This window comes from Arthrobacter sp. PAMC25284, assembly GCF_019443425.1.
Taxonomy (GTDB): Bacteria; Actinomycetota; Actinomycetes; order Actinomycetales; family Micrococcaceae; genus Arthrobacter; species Arthrobacter oryzae_A.
The window spans coordinates 3,135,746-3,152,349 of record NZ_CP080382.1 but is presented as its reverse complement, the minus strand read 5'-3'; the positions used below and the strand labels follow the sequence as shown (position 1 = coordinate 3,152,349).

The following is a 16,604-nucleotide window of genomic DNA, read 5'->3' as shown; positions in this document are numbered from 1 at the left end:
GTCACCTCCTACGTTGAGAATTTTACGCCGGGGCGGGGGGGAAAGAGCCTTCGATCCACAACGGACCCTCCCCCGGATCCGCCGGAACAGGGCAGACTCTCCCCCACATCGTGGGGAAGGGTCTGCCTGAAACGTGAAGGACCTGCGGGAGGGCTACTTTTCGACGAGGGTCAGGACATCGTAGGTAGCCACGATCTCGTCGTTCTGGTTGGTCAGGACGGCGTCCCACGCAACCTCTCCGTACTCGTCGGTTTCACGCGGCGTAATTTTCTTGGCCGTCAACGTGACCCGGATCGAATCGCCGGCGGCCACCGGGGTGACGAACCGGAGATTCTCCAGGCCATAGTTTGCCAGCACCGGACCCGGTGCGGGCTCCACAAACAGCCCGGCAGCCCAGGACAGCAGCAGGTAGCCGTGCGCCACGATTCCCGGGAAGAACGGGTTGGCCGCCGCCGCTTCCTGGTTCGTGTGCGCGTAGAACGTGTCCCCGGTGGAGTTCGCGAACGCCGTGATCTCCGCCAGTGAGACTTCGCGCAGTCCGGAACGGACGGCGTCGCCGATGTGCAGGGTGCTCAGCGACTTCCGGAAGGGGTGCCGGTCTTCGGTTTCCAGCGTGAAGTTGCGGTCCGCGCCCGCGTGCCAGATGCCGGTGACAGCGGTCAGCATGTTCGGTGAGCCCTGGATCGCGGTGCGCTGCATGTGGTGCATGACCGAGCGGATGCCGCCGAGTTCCTCGCCGCCGCCGGCGCGGCCCGGACCGCCATGGACCAGGTGCGGCACCGGGGAGCCGTGGCCCGTGGAGCTGCGCGCGTCCTCGCGATTGAGCATCAGCACCCGGCCGTGGTGAGCCGCTATGCCGGTGACCAGCTCGCGGGCCACGTCCGGATCGTTGGTGCAGACCGAGGCCACCAGGGAACCTCCGCCGCGGGCGGCGAGGCGGACGGCGTCGGCGAGGTCCGTGTAGCCGAGGACGGAGGAGACGGGGCCGAAGGCCTCCAGCGAGTGGACCTCGTCGGCTTCCGGGTCGGCCCAGCTGAGCAGCACCGGCGACATGAAAGCACCATCGTCGACGACGCCGGTGCTTCCGTCCGCGCGGGTCACCGCCGGCGAATCCAGCGTGCCGTAGGCGAGCTCGCCGCCGGCGTCGAGCATGGACTGGACTGCGGCCCGCACATCGGCGAGCTGCTCCCTGGACGCAAGCGCACCCATGGTCACGCCTTCGGCGCGGGGGTCCCCGAGCACCACGCGTTCGGTGATCCGCTCACCGACGGCGGCGACGACGTCGGGCACTAGCTCCTGCGGCACGATGGCGCGGCGGATGGAGGTGCACTTCTGGCCGGCTTTGGCGGTCATCTCGGTGACAAGGGACTTGATGAAAGCATCAAATTCCGGTGTTCCGCGGACAGCATCGGGGCCGAGGATGGCGGCGTTGAGGGAGTCAGTTTCGGAGGTGAAGCGGACCCCGCCCGTGACGACGTTCGGGTGCGATTTCAGGGTGTTGGCGGTGGCGGCGGAGCCGGTGAAGGCCACGAGGTCGCGGTAGTCGAGATGGTCCAGCAGGGTCCGCACGGAGCCGGAGACCAGTTGCAGAGAGCCGTTGGGCAGGATTCCGGACTCCACGATCGCCTTCACCACACCCGCGGCAACGTACCCGGTTGGGGTGGCGGGCTTAACAATAGTGGGGACCCCGGCGAGGAAGGCCGGGGCAAGTTTCTCAAGCATCCCCCAGACCGGGAAGTTGAAGGCGTTGATCTGGGCGGCAATCCCGGGGATGCGGGTGTAGATGTGCTCACCGGCGAAGGAGCCGTCCCGGGACAGGACCTCCATCGGCCCGTCCACCACCACCTGGGAGTTGGGCAGCTCGCGCCGGCCCTTGGACCCGAAGGTGAAGAGCACCCCAATGCCGCCATCAATGTCGATCATGGAGTCGATCCTGGTGGCGCCGGTCTGCGCCGAGAGGGCATAGAACTCCTCACGGCGGCCGTTGAGGTACTGCGCGAGTTCTTTGAGCTTAAGGGCCCGCTGGTGGAAAGTCAGCTTACCCAGTTCCGCTTGACCTGTGGTGCGGCCGTAATCGACGACGGCGGCCAGATCCAGGCCCGCGGAACTGACCAGCGCCAGGAGCTCGCCGGTGCTGGCGTCAAGGACAGGGGCCGCGCCGGCCTCGGAGCCGAGGTCAGGGGTCCACCAGGCGTCGCGGACAAAGCTGGGAACGATCTCGACACTCTCTACGGTGTCTACTGTGGGTGCGGCAGTCGCGGTCATCGTTGACGATTCCTTCCAACGCGGGGCAAAATCGGGACGGTCACTACATTACTGACCGTCCGTTCGGTAATATGTCCACAGTACATGAATGAGGCCTGGCGCACACTAGCTCCGGGCAGGACCGGCCATAGACCGCCACCGGCCCACCAGCCACCGACCCCAGGAGACGCTATGACACCCGAATCCGGCAGCACCGACCTGTGGAAGATCACCCTCGGCGAACTGGACGAGAAAATGGGCGTGAGAATCGTCGAGGAATCCGTGGATCGTGTCGTGGCCACCATGCCGGTGGAGGGCAACCGGCAGTCCTTCGGACTCCTGCACGGCGGCGCTTCACTGGCCGTCGGCGAGGCCGTAGGATCGTGGGCGGCCGTCATCCACGCCTCCACCCTGGGAAAAACAGCCGTCGGCGTCGACGTTTCCGCCACACACCACAAGTCGGCGCGGGAGGGCACCGTCACGATCACGGCGACCCCCATCCATCTCGGCGGGACAGTAACCACTCACGAGGTGCTGATTACCAACGACGCCGGCCAGCGGCTCTGCACGCTGCGGATTACCAACCTGCTGATGGACCGTAAGGGCTGAGTGCGTCCGGCGCCGGGGCGCCCGCGACGGCGGCTGCCCACTGCCGGTCTTAGCGGCTGATCCTGCGCCGGCCGAAAACGATCAGAAGCGCGCCGAGCAACAGTGCGCCGGCGCCGGAGATGGCAGCCGGGACAAGCCCGGTATCGGGCTCTTGGCCCGTCCCGTCCGGGGAGCCCGGCGGGGCAGCAGCCGGAACGGCCGTCGGGGACGCCGCTGCCCCGGCCTCCGGCTGATCCGCGTCCGGACGCACCGCAATGGCAGGCGTTGGGGCTGGGGGCGTTGAGCCCGGTTCCGCAGCGGCAGAGGACACTGCGCCCGGTTCCGCTGCGGCTGGAGGCACGGCGACAGGGGGCACCGCACCCGGAGGCGCTGCGGCTGGGGGCACCGCGGCTGGGGGCACCGCGGCTGGAGGCACGGCGACAGGGGGCACCGCACCCGGAGGCGCTGCGCCTGGGGGCACCACGGCTGAGGTGGCTTCCAGAATGAACGCGGAGACCGCCGGGGGTGACGCGACGCCGTCGAAGGTTTGTGTGACGGAGAGAGTGTGCGGGCCTGCAGCGAGCCCGGCAGGGAACGGCACACTCCAGGGTGCGCCGGCGGACCCTGCGCCCGACGCGGCCTGCGGCAGGGAGACACTGTCCGGAGCTGCTCGTGCCACGGCTAAAGCGGCGGCACCCTTCGCCCCGGCAGCGCTGGGGCCGTTCCGGGCCGGGGCCGCGCCCACGGGGATCCCGTCGACCAACACAGTAACCTCGGCCCCGTCGAGGCCTGTTCCAGAAATACTCGCCGGCAGTTCGTCCGGGTGCACATGCAGCCCGTCTGGCATAGAGGCCACCGCGGGAGCCGGCGGGAGGACCGTGAACGCACGGCTCACGGTGGGGCTGTCGGGGTGGCCCGACGCGCTGAGGACCGCCGTGACCGAGAGCTTTCCGTAGGCCGGCTGGTCGCCGACGGGAATGCTCCAGCGGCCGTCGTCGCCGACCATCACGGTCCCTTGGACCGAGCCGGACAACGTCACCGTATGTCCGGGCTCCCCGGTGCCGTCGACGGCGTCCACGCGGGCCAGTTGCCACCCCTCGGCCGGCGCTGTGATCACCGGAGCCGTCAGGTCGGAGACCCGCACGTCGCCGGTAGCGGCACCGGAATAGCTGAAGCCGTTGACGGTTTCAGCTTTAAAAGTAAACGGGCCGGTGGCCGTCGGCGCGGGGAACGACCACTTCCCGTCGGCATCCAGCGGGATTTCAAACGGGGACTCGCCGGGGACCGTGATCCGGACACTCGAGTGCGGCGCAACCGCCGATGCCGGGGCAGCCGGGACGTGCCCGGTGATGGGTTCACCTGCTGTCACGGTCCCGCCGGCGGGGATGGCCGGGACGGGTTTGTTCAGGAAGAGCTCCAGCTGCACCCCGCCGGGGATCCTGGCCAGGGCATCCTCGAGAGTGGTGGCGATCGCCCGGACCTGCGCGGCGCCCGAGCCTTCGGACCCGGTGTGCGTGCCGACCGCGAAGTTGCCACTGATCCAGGGACCGCCGGAATCGCCGGATCGTGACTTCACGGAGGTGGAGTCGAAACCGTTCAGCGCCCTGAGATCGGCGCCGTCCGGGACGTTGTTGGGCCCGCCCACAGTCCAGATCCCTACCGTGTCCACGGTTCCGCAGGACCAGCCGAGGCTTCGCCCGGAGCGGCACACCGGCTGGCCGGGGAACGGCGCGACGGTTCCGACGATCTGCACGGCCGTCGGCCCGGGATCGCCGGGGTTGTCCCACCGGGTGACGGCGGGTTGCAGGCGCAGGCCCTTGCGGATGGTTTCGAGGACAGCGATGTCCGTGCCGGTGTTCGTGCCGCTGTCGTCGACCCGTGAGTTGCCCGGACCGCCGAACTGGCTGAAGCCAAAGTTCCCCAGGCCGCCGGCTGCTGCGCCCGAACCGGTCCCTGCTGCGGCTGCCGCATCGGTGGACTGTTCTATCTCGGCCTGCTTCGCGGCACCGTCGGCGGCACAGTGCCCAGCGGTCAGGACGATCGGATCTCCGGCATTGCTGAAAGCGCTGAACCCCGCAGAACACAGAGTGCTCCCGTCCACGATGAAACCTTGGCCGCCGAAGAAGTCCTCTTCCGTGGAAATGGGTGAGCCCTGTTCGAGTGCCACATTCGCGTAGCGGGCCACGAAATCCACCGGCGAGATTTTTGTCGTCGCGGCCTGACTGGATAGAGCGGACGATGCACCGGCCGCGGGCTGCCGCCCCGGCGCCGGCGGGCCGGCCTCGGCGACGTTGGCTGCGCCGGTGCGGATGATGAAACGGCCGTCGGCGTAGACGACGGCCTGGAGTCCGGTGCTGCCGACGTCACGGACATACGCTTCGAAGAGTTGCTGGGTGCTCGCGGCCAGCACCCCGGCAGACTGGTGGGCACCGGCAGACTGGTGGGCACCGGCAGCAGCATCCGCCGTGACGGCGGTCGCTGCATCCGCCGTGACGGCGGTCGCTGCCGCCGGGGCTGCGAGCACGAAGTCGGCCGGTCCCGCCTGATTGAGCTCGGCCACCCGCGCCTGTAGCCCGGATCCGGTGCCCTCGACGACGATTTTCCCGCCCGCGAGGCTGGTCCCGACATAGCCGGGAGTCTCGCGCAGGGAGGGCACGGCGTCGGCGGCGCGCTTGGCCTGTGCACCGGCCGCGTTGAATTCCGCCAGTGACATGTTGAGGTCCCGGCGGACGGCTGCTGCGAGACCCGCGTCGCTGATGCCTGGCGCGGCGGCAGGCGCTGGCAAGGGGGAAGCTGGCGACGGATCAGTCAGTGGCGGGGCAACCGTGGCCTGGGCCGTCGCGGGAAAGGCAGAAAATGTGCCGGCGAGCACGATGCTGACAGCCACGGCAGCGCGCGCCATCAGCTGGAACTTCGGAGTCTTCACCCCGCCACCCTACCGGTTCAGTTGGCGCTGCCCAGCTTGGTCATCACCGCGGCGAGTTCCGCGTCCGATACACCGTTCCGGCGCAGGAAATCCTCGGTCCTCAAGGACCGGACGAACTGCAGCAGGCTCTCCCGGCGGAAATCCAGCAGCGGCTTGAGCAAGTCCTCGGGCAAATACCGTTCGCGCGGATGCGGGACGCCGGCCCGCCGGTGATGTTCATTGATGCCCCGCGCGGATTGCTGGTACCCCAACACGATGGCATCGTCGCTGTCGCCTGCCAGGTCCTGCAGCATGGCCGCGATCACGCCGCTGCGGTCGCGGCCGGCCGAGCAGTGGATCACCACACCGCCGCGGGCCGCGGCGACTGCCTTGAAGACCCCGGCGAGGTGTTCCGGAAACAGCCGTGCGTAGTCAGCATAGTCAGCCGGGTTATTCATGTACGGCCCGCAGATGTCGCGGAACTCGCTGTTGGCGGGATCTTCCGTCGGTGCGTACACGACGTCGAAGGCCGCCATCGCAGCCTCGTTTACGGGCGGGTCGCTTTCCCGCCGCCGGATCTCATCGTCGTTCCGGAGATCGATGACCGTCCGGATGCCGGCGCGATGGGCCTGGCGCCAGCCGGTCTCCGTGAGCCATTCCCGGCGTCCCATCCGGTATACCTCACCCGCGATATGCCAGGCGTTAACGGCCCCGTCCCAGCCGGCGGGTTTGCCAGAGGCTTCCATCCAGCCAGCTAAGCACAAAGCCGGAACGTTCGCACCCGGCTGGCGGTCCGTCGGCTCGCGCCTGGAATCGGCTAAGGCCGGAGCGTCCAGGCCATTGGCCCGGGCGCGGTTTGTGCATAGGGTGTCACCGTGCCCGGCATCCACCAGGCGCTTTTTCAATGGTTGCCGGTGCGTCTGCAGCCGCGTCCCGTGCGTGTCACTGACCAGCTGCTTGCCGCAGAGATCAAGGGGAACACCTTGGAAAATTCGAACACCCGACGCCCGCGCCCGGCATTGACGGGCGGCCTCGCCGCCCTCGCTATGGTTCTCGGACTGGCGGCGGTCCCTGCCGGGGCCGCGCCGCCGGCCAAACTCGCCTACGTCTCGGTGGGCGACTCCTATTCGGCCGGCACGGGGGCCGGGGTCGCCAACAACCCAGGCAGCGCCTGCTGGCAAAGCAGCCCCGGCTACGTCGATGACGTGGGACGGACAGGCAGGGTGTCGCTCGTGGCCAATGCGGCGTGCCACGGGGCCCTGCTGTCCGGCGGGTCCGCCACCAGCGTCGGGAACCAGATAGCCGCTCTGGCCACACCCACTGCCGGGTCCCCCACGCCGGCGTTGAATTCCGCCACGGGGCTGGTCAGCATCACGGCCGGCGCGAACGATGTGGGTGTCTACCAGGTGTTGTCCGTGTGCGCCACGTCCTCCTCCGCTCAGTGCAGCGCGGCCGTCGCGCTCTCCGGCGCTGCCCTCCCGGGCCTGCGCGCCGGGCTCACCGCCACCTATCTGGGACTGAAGCAGGTCGCTCCCAATGCCCGGATTGCCGTGCTTGGGTATCCCCGGCTCTTCGACCCGGCCAACGGCTTCCCGGTGATTCCGCCAACCAACCAGATCATCCTGAACCAGGCGACAGATCAGCTCAATGCCTCGATTGCCGCGGCGGTAGGTGCCTCCAGGGCAGCCGGAGTCGACGCGCAGTTCGTCGACGTCACAGACAGGTTCGCCGGCCACGCGGCCAACTCTCGGGATCCATGGCTGGTTCTGGACCAGTCCAATCCGACGGCTGACTACAATTTCCATCCGACCTCGACCGGTTACGACGAGGGGTACAAGAGCGCCATCATGGGATCGGTCAAACCGGCCCAGCTGGCCAAAAAGTAGCGCCAGTGCCAAGAGCGTCAGTTCTGGTTAGGCTGGGGCCATGATCACCGTCACCGGTACTGTCCGTTCCGCCCTCGCGGCCCCCGAAGCCCTCGACTACCTTGCCGCATTTGAACACACGCCGGAGTGGGACCCCGGGACACCTGTTGTTAGAACACTCTCGGAGGGACCAGTCGCGGTGGGCCACAGGTATCACGCCGAAGCCGAGTTCCGGGGCAAACGCCAGACGCTGATTTACGAGGTGGTTGAACTGACGCAAAGCCGCGTCAGGCTGCGCGGCGAAAACAAGACCGTTGTCTCTGTGGACACGATTGATGTGGCACCGTCGGGAACGGGCTCCGAGGTCCAGTACACGGCAGAGTTCCAGCTCAAGGGATGGCTCAAGATCGCCGAGCCGCTGATGAGGCCGGCCTTCCAGTCGCTGGCTGGTCCCGCCATGGACGGAATGAAGCAGGCCCTCGACGCGAGGGCCTGACACCCAGGGACGAATCGACACCGGGCATCCCCGGAACAGGAGGACACGATGACATCACAGAGTCCGGATCCGGATCCGCTGGAAAACAGGATTACCGGGCTGGAGCCGGGCGGCGGCGTGCCGCCCGGCGAGACGCCTCCGGGCGAGGGATCATCGGTCGGCCCGCAGGGGCCGAAGATCCGCGAGGGACGCGGCTTCGGCCAGTACCTGCCGATCGTCATCATCGCCGTCGTGGTGGCGTTCGTCCTGCTGTACTTCATCGGCTACATCGTCGGGATCCTGTCCTAGCTGTGCTGGGTCATGAGCCGGCCCCGGCGGCAGGCGTCAGTCCGTCCAGTCGAAGAAGCCCTTGCCGGACTTGCGGCCCAGTTCGCCGCGCGCCACCTTGTCCCGCAGGATCTGCGGCGGCGCGAAGCGCTCCCCCAGGGTCGACTGAAGGTATTCGGCGATGCCCAGCCGGACATCCAGGCCCACGATATCCGTAGTCCGCAGCGGGCCGGTGGGGTGCTTGTAGCCGAGCACCATGGCGTTGTCGATGTCCGCTGCCGAAGCCACGCCTTCCTCCACCATGCGCATCGCTTCCAGCGCGATTGCCACGCCAAGTCGTGAGGAAGCGAAGCCCGGCGCATCATTGACGACGACGGCGGTCTTGCCCAGCGCTTCGACCCAGCCCCGGGCCGCCTCGGCCAGGTGTCCGGCGGTCTGCTCGCCGAGCACCACTTCGATGAGGGTGGAGGCGGGGACCGGGTTGAAGAAGTGCAGCCCCAGGAAGTTTTGCGGGCGACTCAGCTCGCGGGCCAGGCCGTTGACGGACAGTGACGAGGTGTTGGAGGCGAGGAAGGCGTCGGCGGCGAGCCGCTCTTCGATGCCGCGCAGCGCGGTGACTTTCACGTCCCAGTCCTCCGGGACGGCCTCAATGACCAGGCCCCGGTCCCGGAAGTCGTTGTAGTCCACGCCCACACTGAACCGGGACACGATCTCGTCCAGGTTGCCGTCGGCGGCTCCGCGTTCGATGCTCTTGGCCGCCGCTGACTCGACCCGTTCGCGGGCGGCCTCGGCCGAGGCTTCGTCGCGCTCGACCACGACGACGTGGGCTCCCTTGATCAGAAACGCGTGGGCGATGCCGGCGCCCATCCGGCCGCCGCCGAGAACTCCCACGGAGTGGGGAAGGACGCTGTTGGGAAGGTTTGCGGGAAGGACGGAGTTGCTCATGGCTGGTTCTTTTCTGCGTCGGGGGCCGGTGCTGCGGGCGGGTCTCCTGCTGTTTTCTTCGTGGCTTTCCGGTCCAGGAAATCCTGCATGCGGTCGAACTTGGCCTGCGATTCGAAGAGGATGCCCTGCGCCAACTGGTCGATGAGCGGATGCGCCCCTTCCGGGGCGTGGAAGACGGACTTGGTGATCCGCACGGCCAACGGGTCCTGCCGTGCGATCCGGTCCGCCAGCCGGTGGGCCGCGGCCATCAGCTCCGGGGCCTCATGGATCTCGGTAATGAGGTTCACTGCGAGGGCCCGTTCGGCCCCGAGCACGACGCCGGCCAGCAGGATTTCCTTCGCGACGGGCTCCCCTACCAGTTCTTTGAGCCGCCAGCTCGCGCCGGCGGCAGCGAGGATTCCGAGTCCGGTCTCCGGGTTCCCGATCCGCACGCCGGGGGTGCCGATCCGGAAGTCTGCGGCGTACGCCAGTTCGGCTCCGCCGCCCAGGCAGAATCCGTCCAGCGCGGCGATGACCGGAAGGGGCAGTTTGGCAATCCGGACGAAAATGGTGGAGTTGATTCCCTGGAGGGCGTCATCACGGCGGCGTTCGCGCAGCTGTGAAATATCCGCCCCGGAGGCGAATACTCCGTCGGTTCCGGCGAGAATGAGCACCTTGGGCTCATGCTCCAGCGCCGCGCAGACCCGGTGGAGTTCATCGACCATGTCCTGGTCAATGGCATTGCGGACCTCTGGCCGGTTCAGCAGCACCACCAGCCGGTCAGCGCCCTCCTGGATCTTGAGCGTGCGGAAGTCGCCGGGGTTCAGGGCTGCCATCAGACACGCTCCAGCAGCATGGCCGTGCCCTGGCCGACGCCGATGCACATGGTGGCAAGGCCGGTTTTCGCGTCTTCTCGTTCCATCCGGCCGAGCAGGGTGATGGCGAGCCGTGAGCCGGACGAACCCAGCGGATGGCCGAGGGAGATCGCGCCGCCGTCGCGGTTCACGATGTCCGGATCGAGACCGAGCCGGCGCATGGTGGCCAGCGACTGGGTGGCGAACGCTTCGTTCAGTTCGACGGCGCCGAGGTCGCCGACGCTGAGCCCGCTCCGGGCCAGCACCTTCCGGGTTGCCGGGACGGGCCCGATGCCCATGATTTCGGGTTCGCAGCCGGCGGAGGCACCGTCAATAATGCGGGGCCCGCGGCGTCAGACCGAGCTTTTTGATCGCGGCTTCGGAGGCGACGATGATGGCGGAGGCGCCGTCGTTCAGCGTGGACGAGTTGCCGGCGGTTACTACCGATCCGCCCGCGACGACCGGCCGGAGCCCGGCGAGCACGTCCATGGTGGTGCCGGCGCGGGGGCCCTCGTCCGTGTCCACAATCGTCTCTCCCTTGCGGGTCGTGACGGTAACCGGGACGATCTCAGCCGCGAACCGGCCTGCTTTAATGGCTGCGATGGCACGGTCGTGGGAACGGACCGCGAAAGCGTCGGCGTCCTCCCGCGAGATGCCGTCGACACGGGCGACTTCCTCCGCCGTTTCCGGCATGGAGTACGTCATTTTGCCGTCGCGGGAGAGTTCGCCCCGCTGGAAGAGCGGGTTGACGAACCGCCAGCCGATCGAGGTGTCGAAGATCTGGCCGGGCTTGGCGAAGGCTGCCTGCGGCTTCTCCTGGACCCAGGGGGCGCGGCTCATGGATTCGACGCCGCCGGCGATCACGATGTCTGCGGCGCCGGACTTGATCATCTGACTGGCCATGATGATGGCGCTCAGGCCCGACGAGCAAAGCCGGTTTACGGTGATGCCGGGAATGTGCAGCGGCAGTCCGGCGAGGATGGTGGCCATCCGGGCGACGTTGCGGTTCTCCTCGCCGGCCCCGTTGGCGTTCCCGAGGATCACTTCGTCGATGGACTCCGGATCGAGGCCTGCGCGCTGGACGGCTTCGCGGACCACCAGGGCGGCAAGGTCGTCGGGACGGACTGCGGACAGCGCCCCGCCGTAACGGCCGACGGGGGTGCGGACACCGCCCACGAGAAATGCCTGCGGTCCTGCAACTGCTGAAGCCATGGGTACATCCTTCACGCGATAGACGGCTTTGTCTTCGATTGCACTGCTGCCGACGGCAGTATCAGTGAGCGCCGGCGGGCGCATCATTTACCGACCGTTCGTTCTATAAAGATTACACGGCGGTCGCTCGGGGTCAATCACACCGGGCGGATGACGCGGCCACCGCCTACGCGACCACGACGCCGAGGTGGGCAGCTAGCAGCGGGGCGAGCAGGGTGAGCTGGTTGTCGTCGATGACGAGTCCGGCGAGACTGCCCAGCCCGCTGACCACCCGGAACTCAGTTGTCCGGACGTCAACGTCCTTAAGTTTGGCGCCGCTGACATCGAGGGTACCGATGGTGCAGTTCTTGAGCGCCACCCGCGTCGCGGTGCAGGAGCCCAGATCCAGCTCGTTGATAATGCAGTCGCTGATTTGCACATCCGTCAGCGTGGAACCACGCAGGTTCAGGTAGTCCAGCTTGCCGCCGTCGATCCGTACCGACTGCCAGCCGCTCTCATAGAGTTCCGCTGATCCCCAGCGCGGGTTACTGACCTCCACATCGCGCAGAACCGTACGTGCCGCCGTAAAGACCGGCGCATAGACCTCAGCCAGCACGCAGTCGCGGAAGGTGGCGCCGCGCAACTGGGTTTCATTGAACGAAATTCCGGCGAACTCACACTCCAGAAAATCCATGCCGCTCAGTTCCAGCCCGTCCGCTGACGCCCTGGTGTACCGGACGCCGTCGTACCGCTCACCGCGCCGGAAATCCGGGGACGCGTCATCGCGCAACTCCGCCAGCCGGACGGGCGCCAGCCTCGGCGCAGCCGGCTGCGGCCTGCCTGCACCGGAACTGCGGCCCATCAGAGCGACTCGGCCCTGGCGGCAATTTCCTTGAGATCCCGGGAGAGCGCCTTGCCGGTGATCCGCATGCCGATCCCGCCGAAGACCGCCATCATGATCTTGTTGAACCGGGTGGGTTCGACCAGCTCGGCGCCAAACGTGAGCGTGAGGTCCGTCCCGCCGTCGCGCTCCGCCAGGATGAACCGCGAGGTGTAGTCGGCGCCGCCCTGGAACGCCTTGACCGTGGTGCTGCCGCCGCGGCCCGGGGCCGGCGGCTCGCTCGCGGAAACCCACATTTCCACCGTTTCGCAGCGGCCCATCATGCTGCGGGTCTCTTTCCAGCGGGTCCCCACAGCGTAGGGCCCATCAGACAGCATCTGGACGGACTCGATGCCGGACAGCGTGGCTGCCGATCCCGGAATATCCGAAATGACGGACCAGACGGCGCCGGCCGGGGCGTGAATGCGTTGCGTGAGGATCATAGTGTGCTCCATGACGTCGAGCCTAGCCGCGCGGGACCACATCCTCACGCCATCACTCGTATCCGTACACCCCTTGAACTACTAAGCATGCTTTGTGTTACCGTGGAATTGTTGGATTCAACTTCTAAGGGAAGACGGTTCGTACCATGGGCATTGGAGACAAGATCCAGAACGAGGCACAGCACCTTGGCGGAAAAGCCAAGGAAGCTACCGGAGACGCCACGAATAACGAAGAACTGCGGGCCGAGGGACAGAAGGACCAAGTCGCAGCTGACGCGAAGAAGGTCGGCGAAAACGTCAAGGACGCCTTCAAGAGAGACTAGTCTTGGAGATACCCGCGGTGCCGGACTTTCCTTTGGGGGAAGCCCGGCACCGTTTTTTGTGCCCAAATTTTCCGTCCCGGGTACTGCCGGGTTCTGGCGCGGCGCAGGACAGGTCCGATAAGCATGACGGAAGACGCCAACCGTGAGGACTCCATGATGGCCAGAGCGAACCCGGGCCGAGCCGGGGCCGGGTTCAGCAACATCGATCTCGGCGCGGCCAGCACCGCCGCCGGCGGCTCCCCCGCGCTCCGCGGCTATCTCGTCCGCCCGGCGGGCGACGGGCCGTTCCCCGCCGTCCTGATGATCCACGAAGCCTTCGGCCTGGACGAGAACACGGTACGGCACGCAGACAGGTTGGCCGCCTCCGGTTATGTGACGTTGGCCGTGGACCTGTACAGCGACGGCGGTGCCCGCCGCTGCCTCGTCGCGACAATGCGCTCGCTCGCCGCCGGCGCGGGCCGCGCCTTCACGGATTTGGCCGCGGCACGGGCCTGGCTGCTGGAATCCGGACAGACCACCGGGAAAATCGGCGTCATCGGATTCTGCATGGGCGGCGGCTTCGCCCTGCTCATTGCCCATGACGGCTTCGATGCCGCCGCCGTGAACTACGGCAAAATACCCAAAGATCCCGGGGTTCTGGCCGGGTCGTGCCCGATCGTGGCGAACTTCGGCGGGAGGGACCGGACGCTGCCGGAGGCGGCGGATAAGCTCGCTGCGGCGCTCGATGGACTGGGCGTGGAACACGACATCCAGGAATTCGCTGCCGCCGGGCATGCGTTCCTCAACGAGGTGCCGGTGGGCCCAAGACTGCTGCGTCCGCTGTATCGGGTCATGGGCATCGGGCCGGATCCGCAATCGGCACCGGAAGCCTGGCAGCGGATCGACGACCATTTCGCCCGTCACCTGAAGGATCCGCCCTCGGCCGGCAGGTGAAGGACTACGCACCGGCAAGCACCGGCGACCCTGCGGCGACGGCGGCACCCCGAACAGGGTGCCGCCGTCGTTTGCCGCTGTCGCTTGTTGCCGAAGCGGGTTCCGCTGAGGGGCAGGCTAGCTGAAGAGCTCGCTCTTGGGCTCGTTGTCCTTAACCTTCTGCCAGCCCAGCCACAGCACGAGGGCGAAGAACGGGATCGTGGCCAGGGTCCACAGGCCCAGCGGGAAGACTTCGCCGGTGGCTTTGTCGGTCATGGAGTCAAAGCCAATCAGCACCGTAATGGCCAGCAGTGCCACCAGTCCCGCCCAGCTGGTCCACGGGGCACCAGGCATCGGCAGGGAGGAGACCAGGCCCTTCTTGCGGCGCAGGGCGATCTGGCTCGCGAAAATCGAGCCCCAGGTGAAAATCACGCCGATTGACGCGGAGTTCAGCGCCAGGTCGAACGCGTGCGATCCGCCCAGCCAGACGTTCAACAGGATGCCGACGAAGTAGACGCCCGCGATTGCAAAGATAGCCGCGAACGGCACATGGCGGCTGGACATTTTGGTGAGCCACTGCGGGGCATGCCCATTGTTGGCCATGGTGCGGAAAATCCGGCCGATCGAATACAGACCCGAATTACACGAGGACAGCGCCGCGGTGATAACGATCATGTTCATCACATCGCCCATCCAGGGCAGGGCCCATCTGGCCGAACACGGTGACGAACGGCGACTCGCCGGCCTTGTACTGGTCCGAGGGCAACAGCATTGCCAGCAGGGTCACGGAGCCGACGTAGAACACAACGATGCGGAACACGACGGCGCGGATCGCCCGGGGCACTTCGCGCTCCGGGTTTTTCATCTCGCCCGCCGTAATGCCCACGAGCTCGATCGCGTTGTAGGCGAAAATCACGGCGTTCAGGACCAGAATCATCACCAGCCCGCCCTTGGGGAACATGCCGCCGTCATCGTGGAAGAGGTTACTGACCGAGGCGTTGCCGTCGCCGACCTTCGCATTGGTGACCACCATAAAGGTGCCCACAGCCAGGAAGATCACAATGGCGGCGACCTTGAGGCATGATGCCCAGAATTCAAACTCGCCAAAAGCCTTGACGCTGAGCAGATTCACGCCCACGAGCAGCACGAGTGCGGCAATGGCGGAGAGTTCGACTGGGACATTGGGGAAGAAGAACTGGAAGTACAGGCCAATCGCGATGAGTTCGGCGATGCCGGTCATGGCCCAGTTGATGAAATACATCCAGCCGGAAAGGTAGGCGCCCTTTTTGCCGAACATTTCGCCGGCGTAGCTGACGAAGGACCCGGAGGTCTGGCGGTACATGATCAGTTCGCCCAGGGCCCGCATGAGCAGGTAGGCGATGACCCCGGCAATGGCGTAGGAGAAGACGAGCGCGGGGCCGGTGGAGGCGAGACGGCCTCCGGCTCCCATAAAGAGTCCGACACCGATGGCACCGCCCATCGCGATCATGGTGACGTGACGGCGGCTCAGCGTCCTCTTGTAACCCTCGGCGGTGAGGGTTGGGTCGACGACGGCGGCTGTAGCCTGCGCGCTGTGAAGTTTTGTAGGGGTACTTTGGGGCACAACTGTTCCTTGCAACTCAAGTTATGGCCGGGATCGGGCCGTGGCTGTCGCGTACGAAATTCGCAGCAATTTGCTGGTAGGGCAATAATCTGCGCCGGACCTCATGCGAGGTCGAAGTTTCGGACGGCCTGACTATCCTACGCGCTTCCGTCACCCGGGCGTGACCGGCACAACACTGCGCTCCGCGCGCTGGCCTTGTCCGTGCACGGCTGCCCCGCGAAGGCGGTGCCGAATCATGCGGCCAGCAGGGCCGCTTTCCTGCGGCGGGCCATCGCCAGCCGGGTGCCGATCAGGCCCTGCCGCGGGCTGAACAGGTAGACGGCGGCGAACACCGCGCTTTGCGCCAGCACAACCATTCCGCCGGAGGCGGTGTCCAGGTAGTAGCTGAGGTAGATGCCCGTGACGGAGCAAACCGCGGAGATGACCGGGGCGATCAGCAGCATGCGGGAGAAACTGTCCGTCAGGAGGTAGGCCGTGGCGCCCGGAATGATCAGCATGGCCACAACCAGCACCACCCCCACCGTCTGCAGCGCCACAACGGACGTCAGCGCGAGGAGACCCAGCAGCAGCGCCCCGAGGCGCTTCGGGGACAGGCCGATCGCGTGGGCGTGGGTGGGATCGAAGGCGTACAGCGTAAGGTCCCGGCGCTTGAGGATCAGGATGGCGAAAGCCACGACCCCCAGGACGAGCACCTGAATCAGGTCCGGGACGCTGACGCCCAGCAGGTTGCCGAAGATGATGTGGTTGAGGTCCGTTTGGCTCGGCGTGACAGAGATCAGCACCAGGCCCAGCGCAAAGAGCGAGGAGAACACGATGCCGATGGCCGCGTCCTCCTTCACCCGGCTGGTGTTGCGGACAACGCCGATCAGGGTCACCGCGATCAGCGCAAACACCAGCGCGCCGAGGGTAAAGGGCACCCCCGCGATGTAGGCGAGCACAACGCCCGGCAGCACGGCGTGGGAGACGGCGTCCCCCATCAGCGACCAGCCGATCAGCACCAGCCAGCAGCTCAGCACGGCGCACACAATCGCCGCCAGCGCCGTTGTGATGATTGCCCGGACCATAAAGCCGTAGCCGAGAGGCTCCATAACAAGACTAATGAGATCCAT

At 66.9% G+C, this 16,604-nt stretch carries 14 protein-coding genes and 2 pseudogenes; 6 read left to right on the top strand and 10 right to left on the bottom strand.

Translation table 11 applies throughout. The features are described 5' to 3' along the window. Positions 1-153: 153 nt before the first annotated feature. On the bottom strand, positions 154-2,265 hold the full coding sequence (gene paaZ / locus KY499_RS14590; protein ID WP_219885693.1) for a phenylacetic acid degradation bifunctional protein PaaZ: 2,112 nt from the start codon (positions 2,263-2,265) through the stop codon (positions 154-156). A gap of 171 nt (positions 2,266-2,436) precedes the next feature. Between paaZ and KY499_RS14585 the strand changes: the two genes are divergently transcribed. Beyond that, on the top strand, positions 2,437-2,853 hold the full coding sequence (locus KY499_RS14585) for a PaaI family thioesterase (RefSeq protein WP_123254645.1): 417 nt from the start codon (positions 2,437-2,439) through the stop codon (positions 2,851-2,853). 49 nt (positions 2,854-2,902) lie between these two features. On the opposite strand, the gene KY499_RS14580 is transcribed toward KY499_RS14585, so the two are convergent. Then, the gene (locus KY499_RS14580; RefSeq protein ID WP_258190805.1) at positions 2,903-5,758 is read right to left on the bottom strand and encodes a S1 family peptidase; all 2,856 of its coding nucleotides are present in this window, start codon (positions 5,756-5,758) and stop codon (positions 2,903-2,905) included. Positions 5,759-5,775: 17 nt separating this feature from the next. After that, on the bottom strand, positions 5,776-6,483 hold the full coding sequence (locus tag KY499_RS14575) for a tyrosine-protein phosphatase (protein WP_219885692.1): 708 nt from the start codon (positions 6,481-6,483) through the stop codon (positions 5,776-5,778). 129 nt (positions 6,484-6,612) lie between these two features. Here KY499_RS14575 and KY499_RS14570 point away from each other — a divergent pair, with 129 nt between their 5' ends. From KY499_RS14570 to KY499_RS14560, 3 genes are read left to right on the top strand one after another with little or no spacing between them, the layout of a single operon-like run. Then, positions 6,613-7,623: an SGNH/GDSL hydrolase family protein gene (locus KY499_RS14570; protein WP_258190804.1), complete on the top strand. Its 1,011-nt coding sequence runs from the start codon at positions 6,613-6,615 to the stop codon at positions 7,621-7,623. A 40-nt stretch (positions 7,624-7,663) separates the two neighbouring features. Next, the gene (locus tag KY499_RS14565; protein ID WP_219885691.1) at positions 7,664-8,098 is read left to right on the top strand and encodes an SRPBCC family protein; all 435 of its coding nucleotides are present in this window, start codon (positions 7,664-7,666) and stop codon (positions 8,096-8,098) included. A 48-nt stretch (positions 8,099-8,146) separates the two neighbouring features. Then, on the top strand, positions 8,147-8,386 hold the full coding sequence (locus KY499_RS14560) for a DUF6480 family protein (protein WP_123254648.1): 240 nt from the start codon (positions 8,147-8,149) through the stop codon (positions 8,384-8,386). Between the two features lie 36 nt (positions 8,387-8,422). Here KY499_RS14560 and KY499_RS14555 read toward each other — a convergent pair whose 3' ends face one another. From KY499_RS14555 to KY499_RS14535, 5 genes and pseudogenes are all read right to left on the bottom strand, one after another. Then, on the bottom strand, positions 8,423-9,310 hold the full coding sequence (locus tag KY499_RS14555) for a 3-hydroxyacyl-CoA dehydrogenase family protein (RefSeq protein ID WP_219885690.1): 888 nt from the start codon (positions 9,308-9,310) through the stop codon (positions 8,423-8,425). Next, on the bottom strand, positions 9,307-10,125 hold the full coding sequence (locus KY499_RS14550; protein ID WP_123254650.1) for an enoyl-CoA hydratase/isomerase family protein: 819 nt from the start codon (positions 10,123-10,125) through the stop codon (positions 9,307-9,309). Before KY499_RS14550 ends, KY499_RS14555 begins: the two co-directional genes overlap by 4 nt. Then, positions 10,125-11,355: pseudogene (locus KY499_RS14545) on the bottom strand (thiolase family protein). The gene KY499_RS14550 and the pseudogene KY499_RS14545 overlap by 1 nt, the downstream one beginning before the upstream one ends. 166 nt (positions 11,356-11,521) lie before the next feature. Further along, a complete protein-coding gene (locus tag KY499_RS14540; protein ID WP_219885689.1) occupies positions 11,522-12,196 on the bottom strand; it encodes a pentapeptide repeat-containing protein in 675 nt (224 codons plus the stop codon). Next, positions 12,196-12,669: an SRPBCC family protein gene (locus tag KY499_RS14535; RefSeq protein ID WP_219885688.1), complete on the bottom strand. Its 474-nt coding sequence runs from the start codon at positions 12,667-12,669 to the stop codon at positions 12,196-12,198. Before KY499_RS14535 ends, KY499_RS14540 begins: the two co-directional genes overlap by 1 nt. 134 nt (positions 12,670-12,803) lie before the next feature. Between KY499_RS14535 and KY499_RS14530 the strand changes: the two genes are divergently transcribed. Both KY499_RS14530 and KY499_RS14525 read left to right on the top strand, forming a co-directional pair. Then, positions 12,804-12,980, top strand: coding sequence for a CsbD family protein (locus KY499_RS14530; RefSeq protein WP_123254653.1), 177 nt, complete (start codon positions 12,804-12,806; stop codon positions 12,978-12,980). A 156-nt stretch (positions 12,981-13,136) separates the two neighbouring features. Beyond that, on the top strand, positions 13,137-13,913 hold the full coding sequence (locus KY499_RS14525; protein ID WP_219887029.1) for a dienelactone hydrolase family protein: 777 nt from the start codon (positions 13,137-13,139) through the stop codon (positions 13,911-13,913). 117 nt (positions 13,914-14,030) lie between these two features. Here KY499_RS14525 and KY499_RS14520 read toward each other — a convergent pair. After that, positions 14,031-15,495: pseudogene (locus KY499_RS14520) on the bottom strand (amino acid permease). 233 nt (positions 15,496-15,728) lie between these two features. Further along, on the bottom strand, positions 15,729-16,604 hold the full coding sequence (locus KY499_RS14515; RefSeq protein ID WP_183164443.1) for a metal ABC transporter permease: 876 nt from the start codon (positions 16,602-16,604) through the stop codon (positions 15,729-15,731).